The sequence below is a fragment of the Cupriavidus sp. GW823-FHT07A04 genome, from assembly GCF_058794615.1.
In genome coordinates, this window is the sequence record NZ_JBXAHA010000015.1 from 22,949 (window position 1) to 42,348 (window position 19,400).

The window sequence follows — 19,400 nt, forward strand, 5'->3', positions numbered from 1 at the left end:
GAACAGGGAATGAACGATGGCAATCGATGAAGCCGCGGCTGCGCGCCTCGGACGTCTGGAGCACTACTTGCTCCAGGACCCCAACAATGTAACGTTGCTTGAGGATGCCTATAACGCCGCGTTCAGCGCTGGCGAATGGGACCGTGCGCGTTTTCACCTGCGTCACGCGGTGGCTTTGGGCGCGAGCGGCCATATCTGGGCGTTCCGCGAAAGCAGGCTGGACATGGCCACGCGCCAGTGGGCCGAGGCCCGCAGCCGTCTGGAAGCGCTTCTTGCGGCGCCAGACCTGACGCCCGAGGCGCGTGACGCCGTTGTCCACGATCTCGCCTTTGTCGCCTTCCGGGAAGGGAACTTTGCCCGGGCGCGGGAGATCCTGGCGCCAATGCTGGAGACTGCTGAAGCCCAAACGATCCCGGCGGCCATGCAGATGCTGTGGCTGCGCACGCTGCACCATGCCGGCGATCTGGAAGGCGCTGTCGAATGGGCCCGCACGCGGCAGGCGAGCGGAGCGCTGACGCCCGATGGCGCTGGCGTGGCCAGCCTTGCTGCGGTGGATCTCGGTCATCTCGAACTGGCACAAGGCTGGGCCGATACGGCCTTGCAGGCAAACGGCGAATTGCTCGAGGCGCTAGTGTCGCGCGGGACCATCGAACTGGCAAAGTTCGAAGCGGACAAGGCACGGGCCACGCTGGGGCGTGCGCTGATGGTTCATCCAGAAGACGGTCGTACCTGGTCAGCGCTGGGCTTCGTCGATCTCCTTGAACAAAAGCTGCAGAAGGCGAGCTACGATTTCCACCAGGCGATCCGCTTCATGCCGGAGCACGTCGGTACCTGGAACGGATTGGGCTGGACAAGCATTCTCGAGCGCCAGTTCACCGCGGCGGCCAATGCCTTCGAGCGCGCCATTGAACTGGATCGGAATTTTGGCGAGAGCCACGGGGGTTTGGCGGTGGCCTATGCCTACCTCGGCAGGAAGGAGGAGGCGGACGACGCCATCGCCCGCGCCACCGGCCTGGACAAGACCAGTCTCGCGGCCCAATACGCCAAGGCGATCATGAGTGGGGAAGTGCGGGACGCGCAGAGTATCCAGCGGCTTGCGACGAGGCTGCTTGGCCGTCGCGCGGCCCCTGCCGGCGGCGTGATCACCGATTGGCTGCCGCCGGGCATCATCAACACCGGACCGGTCGATACCGACGCTTCCGGCGGGCAGCTCTAATTTGACGGTGGCGTGGTCGCCTGCGTGAGCAGGCGGCTGGTTTCGCGGATAGCCGCCGCGATCTCCGGTTCAGACTCCATTTGCTGCTGGACATCGTCCACCAGCTGGAAGAAGCGGGCGTCGTTCATCAGCGACTCGCCAAACTCCGCGAGTAGCACTGATTCCAGGAACACACGGAAGGCCTTGCGCGGCCGCTCCGGGTCGTCGGGATCAATTGCTCCCACGCGGCGCGCGATGACCGACGCTAGGTCGGTCTCATTGCCCGATCCCTGCGCGGTGGAATTCCTGGGTCCATTCTTGCGCGCAGTCCCTGGCTCGGCGCGGCGCGCCGACAGGCCCAATGTGGCGACCTGCGTGCGGATCATGGCCGCCAGGCGGCTCGGGCCATCAATCTGCGTCATGACTCTTCAAGGAATACGTCACTGAATACGTCACCAAGTGCGTCACTGAAGCGGACCGTCGTTGCGGTAGTTCGACAGCAGCACGTGCGCGGCTGACATGGCTTCCGGCTTCGCTGGCTCCTGCGCGTCCGGCGCGGTGGCAGGTTTGTCGCTGCCGACGACGTCGGCCATGCGTTGCAGCACCATGGCGATGTCCCGGTTAAGCGGCTCATTGTCCTTATTGGCTGCCATGCCCGCGTGGAACAGGCCGGCGGCCTCGGACATGTTGTCTTGGGCGAGCTCGGCGAACCCCCGCACGATCAGGCTGAGCGGATGCTGCTCGCCCAGCGCCGTCAGCGGTTGCCATGTCAGCATTGCCAGCGGCACTTTTTGCGAAGTGAACTGCAGCAGGCCGAGTTGATAACGCGCGATATGCAGATTTGGATCGAGCAGGATGGCGCGCGCGTACGCCGTTTCGGCCTGATCGTAGCGGCCCATCTGCGCCAGCTCGCCAGCCGTCAGCAAGTACGGAGCGGCGGCGTGGGGCGCCTGTTCGATCACTTGGGCGAACAGGGCCAGGGCGGTCTCGCTGTCATTGCGCTGGCTCGCGGCCATCGCTTCGCGCATCAGCGCATCGGGATCTGAGGTTTGCAAGTCTGAAATTCCTGGTCAGGCATGGATGGATGTCCGGGTCGCGGCAGGGAGCGCTACCCAACGGCACCTGCATCCAGAGCCGCACAGAGTATATCCCCGCATTTTCCGATTCGTTTAGTCATTGCCCGGTATGCCCCGCCCGCAGGGCTCTGCCGCCCCTTCCCGCTTCCCCAATTCCCCTTTCATACGGCTCCTCGCCGCACCCGTCTGCTAAACCGTTCGCTCGATCCGTGGATGTACTCGTACGAGGACCGGTCGTTGTTGCTGCGCGAATGCCGCCCCGACTGTTCGTGAAACCAATTCCGCTTTTCAGATAGAAAAAACAACACTATGGTAGCGATCGTCAGCGGCAGCAGCCTCGGTCTTAATCTCTCGTCCCTAGCCACGCTCGGGCAGCGGGGCCTGTTGGGGAATGCTTCCCACGGCCGAAGCGGCGAGCAGGCCTTCGTCAACATCGCCACCGGCAACCTGATCATCAGCGACCGTGACGACTCGCTGGTTGGCATCGGGGGCGCGGTCAACGTCCTGCGCACCTACAACAGCCAGGGCGCGTTCACCGATGACAACGGCGACAACTGGCTCAACGGGCTCGATACCAAGATCCTGGTATCAGGCACGCCGCTGACCGCGGGCAGCACGATCACCCGCACCGACCGGGACGGGTCAGCCGCGGTCTACCAGTACGACTCGGCCAAGGGCGTGTACGTCTCGAGCGCCGGTGGTGGTGCCAATGACACCATCAGCTACGACTCCGCCCAGAACCGCTATACGTGGACCGACGGCAGCGCGCTGCGCACCGACGTCTACAGCGGCGCGGACGGCCACATCCAGGTCAGCAAGGATGCGCAGGGCAACACGCTGACCTACACGTGGGGCCAGTACGGCGTGACGTCGATTGCGAATAGCAATGGCGAATCGCTGGTGCTGGACTACGACAGCGGCAGCAACCTGAGCCGCGTGCGTACCATGGTGCTGGTCAACGGCTCGCTCACGTCCATCAAGACTGTCTCGTACGAATACGATACCAGCAACCGTCTGGCGGGTGTCACGGTCGACCTGACGCCCGGCGACGGATCCATCACTGACGGCAACGTCTACAAGACCACCTACACCTACGATGGCACCAGCAAGCGCGTGCAGTCGGTCAATCAGAGCGACGGCACGCGCCTGGTGTTCGAGTATGTGCAGGTCGGCAGCGACTTCCGTGTCTCCAAGGTCACGGATGCGCTGGGCCAGGCCACCACGTACACCTATGATCTGGCCAACCGCCGCACTACGGTCATCGATTCGCTCGGCCTGCGCACTCGGTATGACTACGACGCCAACGGGCAGTTGATCCGCGTGGAGTCGCCCGGCACGGGCGGCTCCACGGCGGTCACCACCTTCACGTACAACGCCAACGGCGACGTGACCCGCGTGGTCGACCCCGAAAGCCGGGCGATCGACATGGAGTACGACGCCAACGGCAACCAGGTGCTGCAGCGCGACGCTGCCGGCAACACGGTCAAGCGTGTCTACGACGCCCTGAACCGCCTGCTGACCGAGACGACCTACCTGGTGCCCGATTCGGACGGGAGCGGCTCGGCACAGCCGTCGCAGCCTCTTACCACCCGCTACATCTACGACGCGGGCAACAAGAACCTGCTGCGCTTTACAGTCTCGCCGCAGGGCCGGGTGACCGAGTACCGCTACGATGCGCTGGGCAACCGCACGCGCAGCATCGAGTACAGCGCCGGCACGTACAACGTCTCGACGCTGACCGAGACGAGCGTGCTGACTGAGTCGCAGCTTGCGACCTGGGCTGCAGCGCAGGACCAGCGTCGCGTTTTGCTGGTGGAACAGGCCTACGACGCGCGTGGCCAGCTCCAGAAGAGCACGACCTACACCGACGTGGACGCATCCGGCAACGGCGTGGCCGCGGGTGCCAGCGTCACGCAGTTTGTCTACGACCAGGACGGCAGGCTACTCAAGACCATCTCGGGTACGGGCGGTATCACGCAATACAGCTACGATGGCCTCGGCCGGGTGATCGCGTCGGCCGACGCGCTCAACCAGATGACGCTGACGCAGTACGACGACGCCAGCGGCAAGACGACCGTCCAGTCCGCGAACGGTCTGGTCACGACCAGCACTTTCGACAAGGCAGGGCGCCTGGTCAGCATCGGCCAGTTCGGGATCGGCGCGCAGGCGCTCGGCCAGACCACCTATGCCTACGACGCCGACGGGCGCCTGCTGATGAAGCAGGACCCGACCGGAGTGCGCGCGTGGGCGCTGTACGACGACGAAGGCCGCAAGAGCGCTGACATCGACGGCAACGGCACGCTCACCGAATACATCTACAACAAGGCTGGACAGCTGACCGAGGCGATCAAGTACGCCACGGCCGTGTCCACCGCCCAGTTGGTCAACGCCCAGGGCGTGCCGACCAATCCCGCGCTGGCCAGTCTGCGTCCCGCGGCCACCGCCTTGGACAGCAAGACATGGCGCGTCTATGACAGCGTCGGCCGCCTGATCAAGAGCGTGGATGCCGCCGGCGCGGTTACGGAGACCCGCTACGACGGCGCATCGCGTGTCATTGCCGTGGTGCGCTATGCCACCACGGTCGACACCAGCACGCTTGGCGCGAACCCCACGGCCGCCAGTGTGGCGCCGCCCACGACGGCAGCCGACCGCATCCTGCGCAACTTCTACGACGCCGACGGCCTGCTGCGGGCAACGCTCGATGGCGAAGGCTACCTGTCCGAACTGCGCTACGACGCCGCCGGCAACCTCACCGACCGCTTTACCTATGCCACGGCCACCTCGGCCGCATTGCGCGCCACGGGAGCGCTGGACCAACTGATCCCGGCGACGAATGCCGCTGATGCGCATACGGTCTATCTCTACAATGCCGGCGGCCAATTGGCCGGTGAAGTCGACGCCGAGAACTACCTGACCGAGCGGATCTACGACACCGCGGGCAATCTCGTGCGCACCATCCGGTATTCCACCAAGGTCACGGGCACCGTGACCGCCAGCTCGCTGCTGGCGACGATCCGTCCGGCCTCCAAGGCGGCTGACCAGATCAGCGTCACGACCTACGACCTGCTGAACCGGGTCAGTGGCGAGACCAACGCCGAAGGCACGGTCATGTCGTACACCTACGACGTGATGGGCAACCGCACCTCCAGCGCACTGGCGGTGGGCACCACGGACCTGCGCACGCTGAACGCGCGCTTCGATATCCAGGGCCGCCTGATCGCGGAACTCTCCGGGGAGGGGGCCGCCAAGCTGACGGCCGGCATGACCCAGACCCAGATCGATGCGATTTGGACCCAGTACGCAACCACATATACCTATGATGCCGCTAGCCGCCGAACCAGCAGCACCGATGCGAACGGTTATAAGACTCTCTATTTTTACGATGCCGATAGTCGACTGACGCATACGGTAAATGCGCTGGGTGAGGTGGAGGAACATCAGTACACGGCCTTGGGGAAACTGTCATCCAGCATCCGATATAACAATCGGATTAGTCTTGCCGGGTTGACGGGACCACTCGCCGGCGGGCTCGTAAATACGGTTTTGACGTCTGCGGTCAACGCCGTGCTTGACTTTGGGAAGGACATTCGCACGACGATCACCTATAGCGCCACTGGCGCGGTCGCGAGTTCAAGAGACGCGGTAGGCTATCTCACTCGGTATGCCTATAACGCATTCGGTGAGGAAACGTCACGTGTAGGTCCACTACGTTCCGGCAGTACCACGACGGAGACTAGTTCCTACGATAGGCGGGGTCTAAAGGTCGAAGACGCCTTTGATCCGACAGGGATGGCATTAGTCGACAGTTTCGTATATGACGCATTTGGTCGAGTTATTCGATCGATAGATGCCAATGGCAATGTACGGGAAGCATCGTTTGATCGATTGGGTCGGATTATTCAGACGAAAGACGCGATTGGCGCCGTGCGCAACTCTACCTTCGATGCGTTCAATCGTGTACTAACGCAAACAGATGGGCTTGGTAATACGACGACATACACGTATTCCGACAGCACTCGAAAAGTAACGATTACCCTGCCAGGAAACGTAGTCACGTCAACCGTTCATAACCGGCACGGACAGACGGTCAAAATAACGGACGCGATTGGAAACGATTCGCTCTACAAATACGACCGTAACGGTAACCTGATCCAGACGGACACCAATCTTACCCAGACTAAGAATACCTATGATCGGGCCGATCGTCTTATCTCTGCGATGGACGCGAACGGGAACACGATCACATATTCCTATGATGCCGCAGGCCGAGTCCTCAAGCAGATTGTCGATCCAACTGGGCTCAATCTGACCACGACGTATACCTATGACGGGCGTGGCAACCGTATTTCCGTGCAGGACGCACGCGGGACTCTCACGACATTCTCGTATGACATGAAGGGGAATATGTTCCGGGAGACGGTGGATCCGACCGGGCTCAATTTGCAGACTGTATATGGATTCGATGCGCACGACAATGTCGTGAATGTTAGTTCACCTAGTGGAGCCTCGACGGCGTATACGTACGATGCCGCCGGGCGACGGATCAAGGAGTTGATCCAGATGGAGGGGATTGCCCGGCTCTTCGCCTACGACAAAAAGGGCAATGTAACTTCCAGTACCGATGCCAACGGCAATGTCACACGCTTCGCGTACGACGCCAATGACCGTCTCATCTTCAAGCTGGATCCTGTCGGAAATTTGATCCAATCGGATTATGACGTTGAAGGCCGCATAGTGCGCACCGTTGCCTATGCGACACCGATTTCGCTCACCGGTTTGTCCGCCGCGCCAACGGTCGCTGACATTTTGGGGAGAATTGTCGCCGCGCCAGCGCGCGACGTCATGGAAGCGCGTGTTTACGATGCGAACGACCATTTACGCTTCACCGTCGACGGCACTGGATCCGTGGTGGAGTTGCGGTACAACGCGAATGGCAAGGTTATCGAGCGCGTGGCTTATGCCAACAGGATCGCCTTGGGCAATTGGGATGGAAGCGCCAACCCGGTTGTTGTGGCGGATGCGGCGCGCGATCAACGCCTGCGCACAGTCTATGACGACATCAACCGGCCGATCTATTCAATCGATGGTGCCGGCGTTGTCACCGAAACAGACTACGACGAAAACGGCAATGTACTTGAGAAGATCACGTATGCAACTCCCGTCCCGGTAGGCACTGCGGCTACGGCGTCGGCCGTGAAGGCGGCCGTAGCCCTGATCGCCAATGCTGCAAAGGATGCCCACATTCGTACTGCTTACGATGCAAAGGATCGTCCGATCTGGAGCGTCGATGGCGTTGGAGCCGTGACACAGAGGGTCTACGATGCCACCGGTAATGTAGTCCGGATGATTCGCTATGCTTCGCCACTTGCTGCCGGGGCAGCGTTCTCGAGCGTCAAGCCCAGCGCGAGCGATGTGGTAACGGCTTTTGTGTACGACTCGGTAAATCGACAAGTTTTTCAGATCGACTCCCTAGGCGGGGTGACAGAGCAAGCCTTTGATGGTGTGGGCAATATCACATTGCGCACTCACTATTCCACTTCGCTGAATGGAGCGACACTTACGCAGTTGCTCGCTAACCCAACTCTCGCGGCCGCTCGGGCCGCAATCCAGGTCAATGTTGGCTTGGACAGAGTTGAGCGCTACGCGTATGACAGCGCCAATCGTCTCGTGATTGCAGTGGACCCTCAGGGAGCCGCCACAGAGACTAGTTACGATGGGGTAGGCAATGTTGTTGCGGTCCGCAGTTATGCGCGGGCGGTGGATACGACCGGGTTGCCTGCCAACACCTATGTGACAGTCCTGCGTACCAGATTGGTCGCGGATGCTGCCAATGATCGAGTGGTGCGCCAGGCGTACGACGCCGCCGGCCGTATGGTTTTCAAGGTCGACGCACTAGGCTATGTGAAGCAAACAAGCTATAGCGGGACAGGGGCGGTCACCAGCACAACTCAGTATGCGCTCGCCATTCCGCCGTCGACGATGCAGAGCGTGGCGGGCATTGCGGCCGCCGTTGTGGCGGTATCCTCCCTCGACCAGTCCAACACGTTCCGCTACGACGCTGCTGGCCATCTGATCGGCAGTACCGATGCGATGGGGTACACGGAGTCGTATACCTACAATGGCCTCGGCGAGAAGGTCTCGTATACCAACAAGAAGGGCAACGTCTGGACGTTCGACTACGACGCCGCCGGACGCCTGACCCAGGAAGTCGCGCCCAGCGAAGCACTGGTCAGCGCCTCGCAAGGTGCGGGCGGAAGCCTGCAAGTCTCCTCCGACATCCGGGCCGCGGTCGTCACCCGCTATCAATACGACGCGCTGGGCAACCTGGTGGCCCGTACCGAGGCGGCCGGCTTGGCTGAAGAGCGCACCACGCGTTACGAATACGACGCCCTCGGCCGCCAGATCAAGACGATCTTCCCACCTGTTGCCGTCTACTCCGAAGCACTGGGCTCGGTAGCAACCAACGGGCAGAGTGGAGACGCGACGCGCGTCGAGATCACCAAGGTGCTGGAATCCCAGACCTTCTATGACACGCTGGGCAATGCCGTCGCAGGCAAGGATGTCGCCGGCGGCATCAGCACCAAGGTCTACGACGCGCTCGGCAAGGTTCTTTACGAAGTCGACGCCGAAGGCTACGTCACCGGCTACACGCGCAACGCCTTTGGCGATGTGACGCGCCTGGTCCGCTATGCCACCCGCACGGTGCTGTCCGATGGCTCGCTGACCAGCGCCAGCCAGGCCACCACGCGGGCCGCAGTGGAGGCCGCGATCAACGCCGCCGGCATCGATCATGGCCTCGACCGGACCATGCTCAGCACATATGACCGTCTGGGACGCTCCATCGAGGTGGTAGAGCCGCAGTCGTTCGTCTACGACTCCAGCGCCGCGGCCAACGCGCAATACTTCACGGCGGGAAAGACAACGCGCAAGACTTACGACAGCTTCGGCAATGTCGTCCAGTTGAGCGAACTGCGCAACGCCGTCACCAACTCGTGGATCACCACCACCAGCTATTTCGACAAGCGGAACGAACTCACGGCCACCGTCGACGCGCTCGGCTACCTGACCACCAAGAGCTACGACGCGGTTGGGAACGTCACCAGCCAGACCGAGTACGCCAACGCCATCGCCGCAGGTAGCTGGTCGGTTTCGTCCTACGGCATGCCGGTGGGATCTGGTGATGACCGCACCACGCTGCATGGGTTCGACCTGCTGAACCGGAAGACCAGCGAGACGCGTGTCAACGTGGAGTTCAGCGATAGCGCGAACGGCAGCAGCACGCGCGGCAACCTGTCGACTACGTATGGCTACGACGCCCTCGGTAACCAGACGCGCGTCACTGCCGCGAATGGCCAATCGACCTATACCTATTATGATGCGCTCGGTCGCATTTACGCGACGGCCAGGCCATCCGCGTTCTGGGACGCGAACGGGTCCAGCCTGAGCGCGGTCACGCTCTACAAGCGCGACGCCTATGGCAACGTGGCGCTCCAGATCGACATGGCCAACGTTGCCAGTGCGGCAAGCGAGAGCGTGCTCACGGTCGGCGCAGGCAGCGGAGCAGATCGATACACGTACATCAAGTTCGATCTTCAGGGCCACGCGATTCAGACCACGGACGCCGCGGGCATCAACCATTACACGTCCTACAATGATCGCGGCCAGGTCGCCAAGACCTGGCAGTCGGTGACCGGCAACGACCAAATCACCCACACGCAGTTCGAAGTCTACCAATACGACAGGCTCGGCCGCCTCACCCATACGCTCGACCCGGCTTCCACCGCCGTGCTGCGTGGCGGGGTGAGCGTATCGTCCTCGTCGGCGCCGGGCAGTACCGACGCCACCGGCCGCGTCACGCTGACCGGCAACAACACGGTCAACCTCGGCTGGTCGTCGCTCATCGATCCGAACGGCGGCCTGGTCCGGGTTGAAGTCGACTACTTCACGTCCGACACCCGCTACCAGGGTACGGCTGACGCCTATGGACACACCGACACGAACGGCAAGGCCAGCCAGCCTGCATCACGCACGGTCGACTATGCGGCCGGCTCGGTCGCCAATGGCGTGCAGATGTTGTGGGCGGATGCGGCCACGGACAATGGCGGCATCGGCGGCATCACCTATGTTCGTGTGCTGCAGTTCGTCAATGGCAAATGGGTCAGCAAATGGGAGGGTAGTCCCGCGCAGGGCAATGGCGCCGGATTCGGCGTCGTTACCCAGGCGGAAGCCGGCATCGTCGACCACGGTCAGCAATACAACGCATTCGGCGAAGTCGTGCGCAAGGGTGTCAATGGCGGGTGGCAGGAATACTTCGACTACGACAACAGCGGCCAGGTGTGGCGCAGCAATAGCGGTGACGGTGTCGACCGCATCACGCTGTATGACCTGAACGGGAATGCGACGGCGGACGTTCGCAGTGCGGGTAGTGGTCGTGACGACATCGACATCACGACGGTCGGCAGTGCTGACGCTGCCCGTTGGCTGACCGATGCTCGCCGTACCGACGTGCAATACGACGCCCTGGGCCGCAAGGTGTCCGAGGCCGGGGCGGAACGCCTTGAATCGCAGGGTGGTGTGCTGGCCCGACGCACGGCGGTGACGAGCGGCATCAGCAGCAGCGCGACGGCGAACGCGGACGAGAGGGGCTATGTGGTCTGGAACGGGACCAACGAGGTGCGCCTGTCGTGGTCGAGTCTCGCCGGACTTGGCAACGGGGCGGTGAAGGTCGAATTCGACTACGTCACTTCACCGTTCCTCTGGGGGGGTCACCTTGGACGCGCCGATGAGAGCGGCAATACCAACGAGAGCGGACAGCTGGTCGACCGGATTCTCGCGCCCGGTGTTGCCGCGACGCGCTCGCAAATCCTCACGGCAGAGCAAGGTGCCGATGGGGCTGTATTTGCCTGGCAGAACAACGCTGGCAATGTGAGCGGCGGCGTTAGCGGTGGCGTCAGCAAGATTACTGGCGTACGTGTCTACAAGCAGGATGTGAACGGGCAATGGGTGCTCGTCAATAATCAGAGCGCGATGGGCAACGGGGGCAACGCCATCGAAGTCGCCTCGCCCGCCAACCCGGGGACGAATGTCGCGCTGCTCCTCCGGCCCGCGGGCAGCAACGCCGACTGGAATAGCATCAACTCTTCGTCGCTCGTGCGTTTCGGCGACGTGTTGCGTTACGACGCAACCGGCCTTCCTGCCGGAAACTATGAATATCAGGTCAGGACGACGGGAAGCGACGGTGCGACTCACGTCACGGGCACCGGCACCCTCAATCTCGCCAGCCCACCCTTGGCCACCATCGGCACGCCGATCACATACGGCGCTGCTGGTGCCGGCGTGCTCTCGTGGCAAAGCCCGGGAGACGATGTCACCCAAGTGCTGCGTTATCGCCAGCCGGGCGGTCAATGGGCCACCATGACGGCCACCTCGCTCGGCAATGGCTTGTATGGGGTGAACACTTCATCGTTTGGCCCTGCCGTCTATCAGTTCGAACTGCTCTGGACGCATGCCGGCGATGCCGGCCCCTTTGCCCACGCGACGGGTCAGCTCCAGAAGGTTGCCGAGCGCGCCGGCTATTGGGTGCCGCAAGTCAATTATCCACCGGTCGGCGTCAGCCTGAGGGACGGGATTGCGGGAACGAAGCTTGGCGCCGACGAGACCGGTGCGCCCATCTATGCGAAGGACGAAAACGGCGTAATCATCGGCGCGCATTCGACCAAGGTCCTGCACTGGAACGCACCGAACGGCAATGTCCAGTTCCTGTATCGGACGGCGGGTGGCGCATGGACGTCGTTGCAAGTGGTGAACTTCGGCAGGAACGAGGCTGGTGTCACTGCCTACCAGGAAGTCGACATCGGCGGTCTTGCGCCAGGAAGTTACGAGTACCAGCTCGTCGCCACCGACGCTAATGGCGCGCGCGTCGCGCAGGCGCTCGGCAACCTCACCGTGAATTCCCGGTCGGCTGGTCATTACGAGATGCGTGATGTCCAGGTGCAGGTACCGGTCACCGTGTCCCCCCCCGACCCCGCGCGCTACATCATTGGCAGCACCAACGCCAGGTATACGTATCCGGTTGTGGTCGGATCCGATGAGGCCGGCAACCAGTATCTCGGCGCGCACTATGCTTGGCAAGGCAATGTCGTGGTCGGCGTGCCCTACTACGAAACCCAGGTCGTCGGCTACCAGCAGCAGTGGTACACGGTCCAGGTCCCGACCCGGGGCGCTCCGATGACCCGGGGCAAAGACGAGAACGGCAATACGCTCTACGTACATGATGAAGCCGGCAACATCATGTATGAGACGATCTGGGTCACAGAGTGGCGGTCGCAGTGGGTGCCGGTCTACGGCAACGTCACCATCTACCCGCCCGATCCGAACCAGTACATGACGCAGGCGCCTAAGACGGTGTACAGCGCGCCGGTCATGCTGGGCCGCAATGAATCCGGGGGCTATATTCTTGGCAGCCACTACGCCTGGCAGGGCAATGTCGTGGTCGGCGTTCCTTACACGGAATACCAATGGCAGACCCGGCAGCAACAGGTTTGGGTTGAAGGCACTACGCCACCGCCGTCGATGGAATCGACGACACCGCCCTACACGCCGGCCTATTACGTGGGAGGCGCGCCGGCCCAGTACGGCGTTGCCGTCTCCACACCGCCCAATAGCGGCTCGACCAGCCTGGATCCGTCGCAGGCCGGCGGCGTCCTCGGCCACATCGCGCAGATCAACGGCGATGCGAACTGGGTACGTTCGACGGTCGTGCAGAAGCTCGACCGCTGGGGCAACGTGATCGAGATCACGGACCCGCGCTCGCCGAACTGGAAGACCACGTACCGCTACAACGCGAACAACCAGGTCATCGAGGAGCGCAAGCCCGACGCCAACGGCTACCAGAGCGGCGACAGCCCGGTGACCCGGGTCACCTACGACCGCCTCGGCCGCCAGGTCTCCGTCACCGACGCCAACGGCAACGTCAACGGCACTGGCTACAACGCCGCAGGCAACGTCATTGCCGACTATCACCCGGACGGCAGTGTCTCGTACGGCTACAACACGTTCGGGGACAAGATTTCCACGGTCGATGCGATGGGCCACCTTACGCGCTATTCGTACGACAACCTGGGTCACCTGCTGGTCGCCACGCATTCGCAGGTGGAAGTCACCACCGTCGACGGCAGCAACAACCTGCAAAGCCTTGGCTCGCAGAACCTGGCGCAGCGGTACAGGTATGACCAGGCCGGCCGTCTGTTGTCGCAGACCAATGGTGCGGGCGAAACCACCTGGTACAGCTACGACCTGCACGGCAACGTCATCTCGACGAAGCTGAACATGGGGCAGACCACGTCGGCGGCCTACGACGTGCTGGGCAAGAAGATCGCGGAGATCGACCCGAACGGTGCGAGCGCGACCTGGCGCTACACCTATTTTGGCAAGCTGCTTGGCCATACCGACATCGGCGGGGCGGTGTTCACGTACAGGTACGACAACGCCAAGCAACTGATTGCGCAGACGAGCTCGCGTGGTCAATCGATCGGCTACAGCTACGACGCGGCCGGTCAGATGACGACGATCCGCGACTACGCGATCGACCAGGTCACGACCTACGCATATGACCTGGCCGGCAACCACGTTCGCGAGAAGACGGTGCAGCAGGGCATCACGTATCAGGACAACTTCCTGGCGTACGACGCGCTGAACCGGCTGCGGGACGTGGCCGACGGCTCGGTCCACATCACGATCGACTATGACAAGGTCGGCAACCGGACGCACATCGGTACGCACACGTTTGTCGGCGACACCAGCCACGACAGCAACCGGTTCTTCCAGTACGACAGCATGAACCGCCAGATCGTGGTCGATGCCATCGACGCCGCGGGCAATCTGGGTCAACAAGGCCACCGCCTGACGTACGATGCCAACGGCAACCGCACGAGCGACACGTACTACGGCAACCAAGTGGTGGTCGCGGGTGGCCAGCGAGTGCTACTGGGCCTGGAGGAGGACGGCACGGCGATCTATGACACCACGCCGGTCACCTATACCCGCCAGCAAGGCATGGTGACGGAAACCTATCGCTACGACGCGCAAGACCGGATCGTGAGCGTGGTGCGCGATGGGGTGCAGATCGATCACCGCAACTACGACGGCGCGGGGCGCGTGACGATGACCGGTCCGAACGGGGCGTTGCCGCAGGGGTATGCGCAGAAGCTTAATGAAGGCGTAGAGCAGGGCCAGACCAACGGCTTGGAGACGCGCATCAACCGCTACGACCAGAACGGCCGGCTGGTCCATCAAAGGACACTCAAGAGCGACAACGCGGCGAAGAGCGATATCGACTACACGGCCTACGATGCCGCCGGCAACGTATTGCAGTACAGGATGACCGACCACGAAGGTGGTTACACCAATACGTACAACTACACGTTCGCAAGATACGACGGGTACAAGGAAGACACGATCTCGGGTACGAGCACGAAGCTCAATCCGGGCTCGACGAAGAGCGACTACGACGTCAACGGCAACCTGATCCGCGTCACCGACTCGACCAAAGCCGAGAACAACCGTACGTTCGTGAACGACTCGGCGGGCCACGTGCTGCTGGCGAACCAAGGTGGCAACGTCGAGCGCGAACTGGTGGTCAACGGCGAAGTACTGGGCCGGCACGGCGTCGGAGTAGACCAGGTGACCCCGCGCAACAGCCAGGGCAATCCGAATTTTGCGCAGATCGCGGATTTTGAGTTCGGCTACAGCTCAATCGTCAGCAACTACCCGAACGCGGCACCGGGCAGCTATACGGTGCAATCCGGCGACACGCTGCAGAGCATTGCGCGCAGCGCTTACGGCGACTCGGCGTTGTGGTATCAAATTGCCGACGCCAACGGTCTCGCCTCCGACAGTGGCCTGCGCGTCGGTCAGACACTGAATATTCCGAACAAGGCGGCCGGCGTTCACAACGATGGTGGCGTCTTCAAGCCGTACGACCCGAGCAAGATCGTTGGCGATAAAACGCCAAACCTGGCGACGCCTAGCAATGGGGCGGGCTCGGGGGGCGGCGGATGCGGTGTGGTGGGCATGGTCATCATGGTCATCGTCGCGGTGGTTGCGACGGTGTTCACGGCGGGAGCTGCCGGGGTCGCCATGGCTGGTGTAGCGTCGGGCATCGGTGCGGGCTCTGCACTAGCGACGGCGGGGGTAGCGGGGATTATGACCGCCGGGGGGGCCATTCTCACCGGAGGGGCAATCGCTGGACTAACGACGGGGATGGCAATCGGCGCGGCAGTAGTCGGAGGCGCGGTGGGCAGTATCGTGAGCCAAGGCGTTGGAATAGCGACCGGCATGCAGGACAAGTTCAGCTGGTCGCAAGTGGCGCTGTCCGGCATAGGAGCCGGGGCGACAGCCGGCATCGGTGCCGGTCTGAATGCGGCGGCGCAAACGGCAGACGGCATCAACAAGGCGATCCTGACCAGTGCGGCGTTGCGAGTCGGTATGGCGAACGCGGTCACGCAGGGGATCGGAGTAGCGACGGGGCTGCAGCCAAGCTTTAACTGGAAGGGCGTCGCAGCAGCAGCAGTGGGCGCGCAGGTGGGCGCCTCGCTGGGAGGCGGCCTGGACAACAAGCTTGGCGACGGTATTGCGGGTGGCATCGCCAAGGGCGTGGTCACCGGCTTAGCTGGCGGAGTCACCGCGGCCGCGCTGCGCGGCGGGCGTGTGGATGTGACGATGGTTGCCGCTGATGCGTTTGGCAATGCGCTGGCCGGCGGTTTAGTCGCAGCGACGCAACGTAGCAGTCAAGCGGAAAAACTTGCCGAGTCAGAACGGCAGTCGGCGGGGGGTACAAATTCTCCGGGCCAGAATGACTGGAGGTCGGCGGGGCGCCAGCAGATAGAAGCCGTGTTCAGCGATGCGCTAACCAATCCGACGCCTTCCCGACCGGGCATGTTGGTCGCAGATCTCGGCAACAGCGTTGGCCTTTCGGACAGTGTCATGAATCAGGCGAGGCCGGAGCCGACCTTGCCGACTGTCATAGTGACAGGCAGCCGCGATCCGAGTATTGCCGACTTGGTTTACTCATTCGCAGGCACGGCACAAGGTCTCGCCATGACAGTGGCAGACGGGATGCGATTCGTCAACGACCAGGGCTGGGCGCTGGCAAATGGCGTGACGGGAGGCTGGTTGGCTGACCACAACAGCGCCGCGCAGGATGCGGTCGTACGCAATGCGCAATTGGGTCGGGCGCTGGTCAATGCACCTGGTGCAATCGCCAGGACGGGTCTGCAGGCGATTACGCTCAATCTCAGCCTGGCCGACGTCAAGCAGGGCGCAGAAGCGGTCTTCCAGACAGAGCGAATCGCGCAACTTAGGGCAAACGGGGACGCTATCGGTGCACAGGCGCTTCTGACGCAGAACGCAATCGGTGTCGTGTCGTTACTGGCTGGCGGAGCAGGTGTTGCGCGTAGCGCTACGGCGTTGGCTGGCGCAGCGGGGCGTACGGTGGCAACCGGGACTCAGCTTGCGGCCGAAGCGTTTGGGGAAAGCCGGACTGGTCAGCTTGTTGCGGCCAAGGCGGAGCAGTTAAACTACAAATTGGGGATGGGTAGCTACATCCGGGAGCCCGGGATAGCTGCGATCGGCAGGACTGATCTAAGTGGGGCCGAGTATCTGGGATCGCCCGGCCGAATTGCTCGCTATGAGGCGCATCTGCAGCGGCTCGTTGCGGGCGGTTACTCTGGAACGGAAGCACTTGCGGAGTTTTCCGGCAGAATCGAGATGCTGAAGCGTGGTTACGTTCTGGAGGGGGATGGGAAGCTGATCGGGAATGTCACCAGTCCGGGTGTGGGGCGGGGCTCTAACGGTATCGACCGTGTTTACCGCAGTCTGGAGAATCCGGACAATCTGATACCAGTTGAGTCAAAGTACCGTGCCCAATTCAATGGGAATTCGCCACTTGACTTGCTGGCGGAAACGAACTACGGGAAACAAATGTCTACGCAATGGATGGATCGAAAGATTGATCAAATGATGTTCGGACCGCACGGATCGAGAATTAACCAATTGGGTGAAGATTTGTTCCTGAAAGGATATCAAGGTAGGTATATGAATGTCCTAAACCGAAACGGTGATTCATATTTCTACGACCTTAACGCGTTGGGGATTAAGTGATGCAAGATATACCACATGTCAAAGAAAGTGATGTATTGAGATGGGAGAAGGTCTTGGATTCAGTTTCTCCAAAGGTGCGGGAGGCGATTTCGTCGGGCGCCTTGCAAGGCGGGCGTCAGATCCTTCTGAATTTTCGAAATGGGCTAAATTCGGCTATTTTGGCTTACGTAAAGGGCGAGATTCCTAGATTTCTGGAATCGGCCCGCGATTCGATTAATAGATTTGATCTTTTTTTTAGCGATGATTTATCCCCTAAGATGGAGGGGAGGTATATTTACGAGGGGGGGGAGGAATGTCTCTGTATTTCATTGATTATACGTGACCCTCAGGTTTATACTCTTGCTAGTATGATTTCGCCATTTTGTCGAGACCAGATCGATGCAAGGGCGAAATTCATTTCGGCGATAGATGCACTTCTTTCTGGAAATAGGGGTGCGGCAGAAAAGGATGCAAATTCACTGATTTCAACAGCGCTTCCATCACATGGAAAGGGGCTGCCAAGTGCAATTCTTGCGATCGCCCGTCGCGATTCTATTGGGTTCGTTTCCGCCTTGTTGGTCGCTGTAAAGGAGTTCGATCGTCATGTTGCAGCTGACGCTCGCGGAACCCCAGAAGCTGGAATTTTCTTGCGAGGGGCGGCATTGGTACGGCTCTATGAGATGGTAAATGACGAAAAATTAGATAGATCCTCTATGGATGTCAGGTTGGTTCCTCTTGTGGAATAATCTTTTTAGTATGGTTTAAATCGGTGCTGTATACAGAGGCCCAAAGCTTCGTGGCGCTGAAATCAACCATACATTTATGGCGGTAACGCGTGCTCTGAATGAGTTAAGAGGGCTCATGAAGCTTGGGAGACTACCACGTGTCAATGCCGTCCTCGTCGTTCCTGGGTCACTAGGAGATGCCGGCCCGCAGCATGCAATTCAAATTGACGGGTGGTATGCGCCGTTGGCGCCGAGATGAAAATGATTGAATATCAGAAGGTTTTCAAATCCTTGAAGTTACCAGATTTGATCGGGGAGATTGCTATTGGGGAGGTGCCGCTCCCGTTGGCGGAGATTGATGCTCCCCCATATTGGTACGGATTTCCGCCGGCATTGATTCCGGTATGGAGCGAAAGTGGGCGGCCCAAGTATTTTGGATACTGGAAGCATTGGTTTGTGGATCGCGAGCCGACGTTCGTACAGATGTATGTCGCATCAGGTCGTATGACGTTTGAAATTGCGAGAACGGCGGATCAGTTTTACCGTTATATAGCACTGTCTTCGCTCGTCGAGCACGATGGGGTTACACCGGAGCTCGAAGATTTTATCCGGAGAGCTGGAATAAGAAATCTTTCACAGCTGGATGCAGTTTCTTTGGCAACGGGGGATGATCCGCATGGATTTGTAAAAGTCGACCAATTTTACGAAAAAACCCCGCTCTCTAGCGTGCTTGAAAATAGCTCATACGATGGTGGCTTCCCTGTTATTTTGGAAAATAATCAGGATATGAGTTTGGGGGCTGTTTGTGAATTCGAGGTTGATGTAGCTGTTCTAAAAGATTGGCCGCGTAATATCCGTCGCCCAACGTGGTTTAGTGGCGCGGAATCTTCTAGGCTCGATCTGTTTAGATTATTTCTGGCGGAGGGGAAATTTGACCTCGCTTGGCTCACGTTAAACTCTAGAGGGTGGTCAATTCGTGAGGCAAGGCTGGCGCTTGTTGGGCTCTCTGTCGCTGCAAAGAGTTCGGATTTTGATATTTTGGTTTCAGCTTGGCTTTCAATAGCGGATGAAGGTATTGGTGGGTATTGATGAAGCTGTTAGCCTTTTAGGAAGCACAGTCATACTGTGAGGCAATACTCGCGTGAAATGCAAGAGAAACTCGGGCACACGGCCGATTGAGCGCCAGGCGCCGAAGCTGATGTGGCAGCAGGCAATCAGAGCGATTCACTACGGCCAAGCGGCACCAGCACTGCTGCGGTTTTGGCG

6 protein-coding genes are annotated in these 19,400 nt (G+C 60.8%); 4 read left to right on the top strand and 2 right to left on the bottom strand.

The window, feature by feature from the left end; genetic code table 11:
• The first annotated feature begins 16 nt into the window (after positions 1-16).
• A complete protein-coding gene (locus tag AC1Q7Q_RS25000) occupies positions 17-1,216 on the top strand; it encodes a tetratricopeptide repeat protein (RefSeq protein WP_492376076.1) in 1,200 nt (399 codons plus the stop codon).
• On the opposite strand, the gene AC1Q7Q_RS25005 is transcribed toward AC1Q7Q_RS25000, so the two are convergent.
• Both AC1Q7Q_RS25005 and AC1Q7Q_RS25010 read right to left on the bottom strand, forming a co-directional pair.
• Positions 1,213-1,617: a hypothetical protein gene (locus AC1Q7Q_RS25005; protein WP_492376077.1), complete on the bottom strand. Its 405-nt coding sequence runs from the start codon at positions 1,615-1,617 to the stop codon at positions 1,213-1,215. The genes AC1Q7Q_RS25000 and AC1Q7Q_RS25005 overlap by 4 nt on opposite strands.
• A 42-nt stretch (positions 1,618-1,659) precedes the next feature.
• Entirely contained in the window at positions 1,660-2,223 is a 564-nt protein-coding gene (locus tag AC1Q7Q_RS25010) for a tetratricopeptide repeat protein (RefSeq protein WP_492376078.1), read from the bottom strand.
• 357 nt (positions 2,224-2,580) lie between these two features.
• Here AC1Q7Q_RS25010 and AC1Q7Q_RS25015 point away from each other — a divergent pair, with 357 nt between their 5' ends.
• The 3 genes from AC1Q7Q_RS25015 (at position 2,581) to AC1Q7Q_RS25025 (ending at position 19,223) form a co-directional block, all read left to right on the top strand.
• Positions 2,581-17,430, top strand: a complete 14,850-nt coding sequence (locus AC1Q7Q_RS25015) for a LysM peptidoglycan-binding domain-containing protein (protein ID WP_492371136.1) — start codon at positions 2,581-2,583, stop codon at positions 17,428-17,430.
• Positions 17,430-18,155 (top strand): hypothetical protein, encoded by a 726-nt coding sequence (locus tag AC1Q7Q_RS25020; RefSeq protein ID WP_492387232.1) that lies wholly within the window; start codon positions 17,430-17,432, stop codon positions 18,153-18,155. The genes AC1Q7Q_RS25015 and AC1Q7Q_RS25020 overlap by 1 nt, the downstream gene beginning before the upstream one ends.
• 234 nt (positions 18,156-18,389) lie before the next feature.
• The gene (locus AC1Q7Q_RS25025) at positions 18,390-19,223 is read left to right on the top strand and encodes a hypothetical protein (RefSeq protein WP_492371138.1); all 834 of its coding nucleotides are present in this window, start codon (positions 18,390-18,392) and stop codon (positions 19,221-19,223) included.
• Positions 19,224-19,400 lie beyond the last annotated feature (177 nt).

Excerpts from the sequence above, each read along its gene's own strand:
- AC1Q7Q_RS25015 (WP_492371136.1), top strand. The coding sequence starts at position 2,581 with ATGGTAGCGATCGTCAGCGGCAGCAGCCTCGGTCTTAATCTCTCGTCC.
- AC1Q7Q_RS25020 (WP_492387232.1), top strand. The coding sequence starts at position 17,430 with ATGCAAGATATACCACATGTCAAAGAAAGTGATGTATTGAGATGGGAG.
- AC1Q7Q_RS25000 (WP_492376076.1), top strand. The coding sequence starts at position 17 with ATGGCAATCGATGAAGCCGCGGCTGCGCGCCTCGGACGTCTGGAGCAC.
- AC1Q7Q_RS25005 (WP_492376077.1), bottom strand. The coding sequence starts at position 1,617 with ATGACGCAGATTGATGGCCCGAGCCGCCTGGCGGCCATGATCCGCACG.
- AC1Q7Q_RS25025 (WP_492371138.1), top strand. The coding sequence starts at position 18,390 with ATGAAAATGATTGAATATCAGAAGGTTTTCAAATCCTTGAAGTTACCA.
- AC1Q7Q_RS25010 (WP_492376078.1), bottom strand. The coding sequence starts at position 2,223 with ATGCGCGAAGCGATGGCCGCGAGCCAGCGCAATGACAGCGAGACCGCC.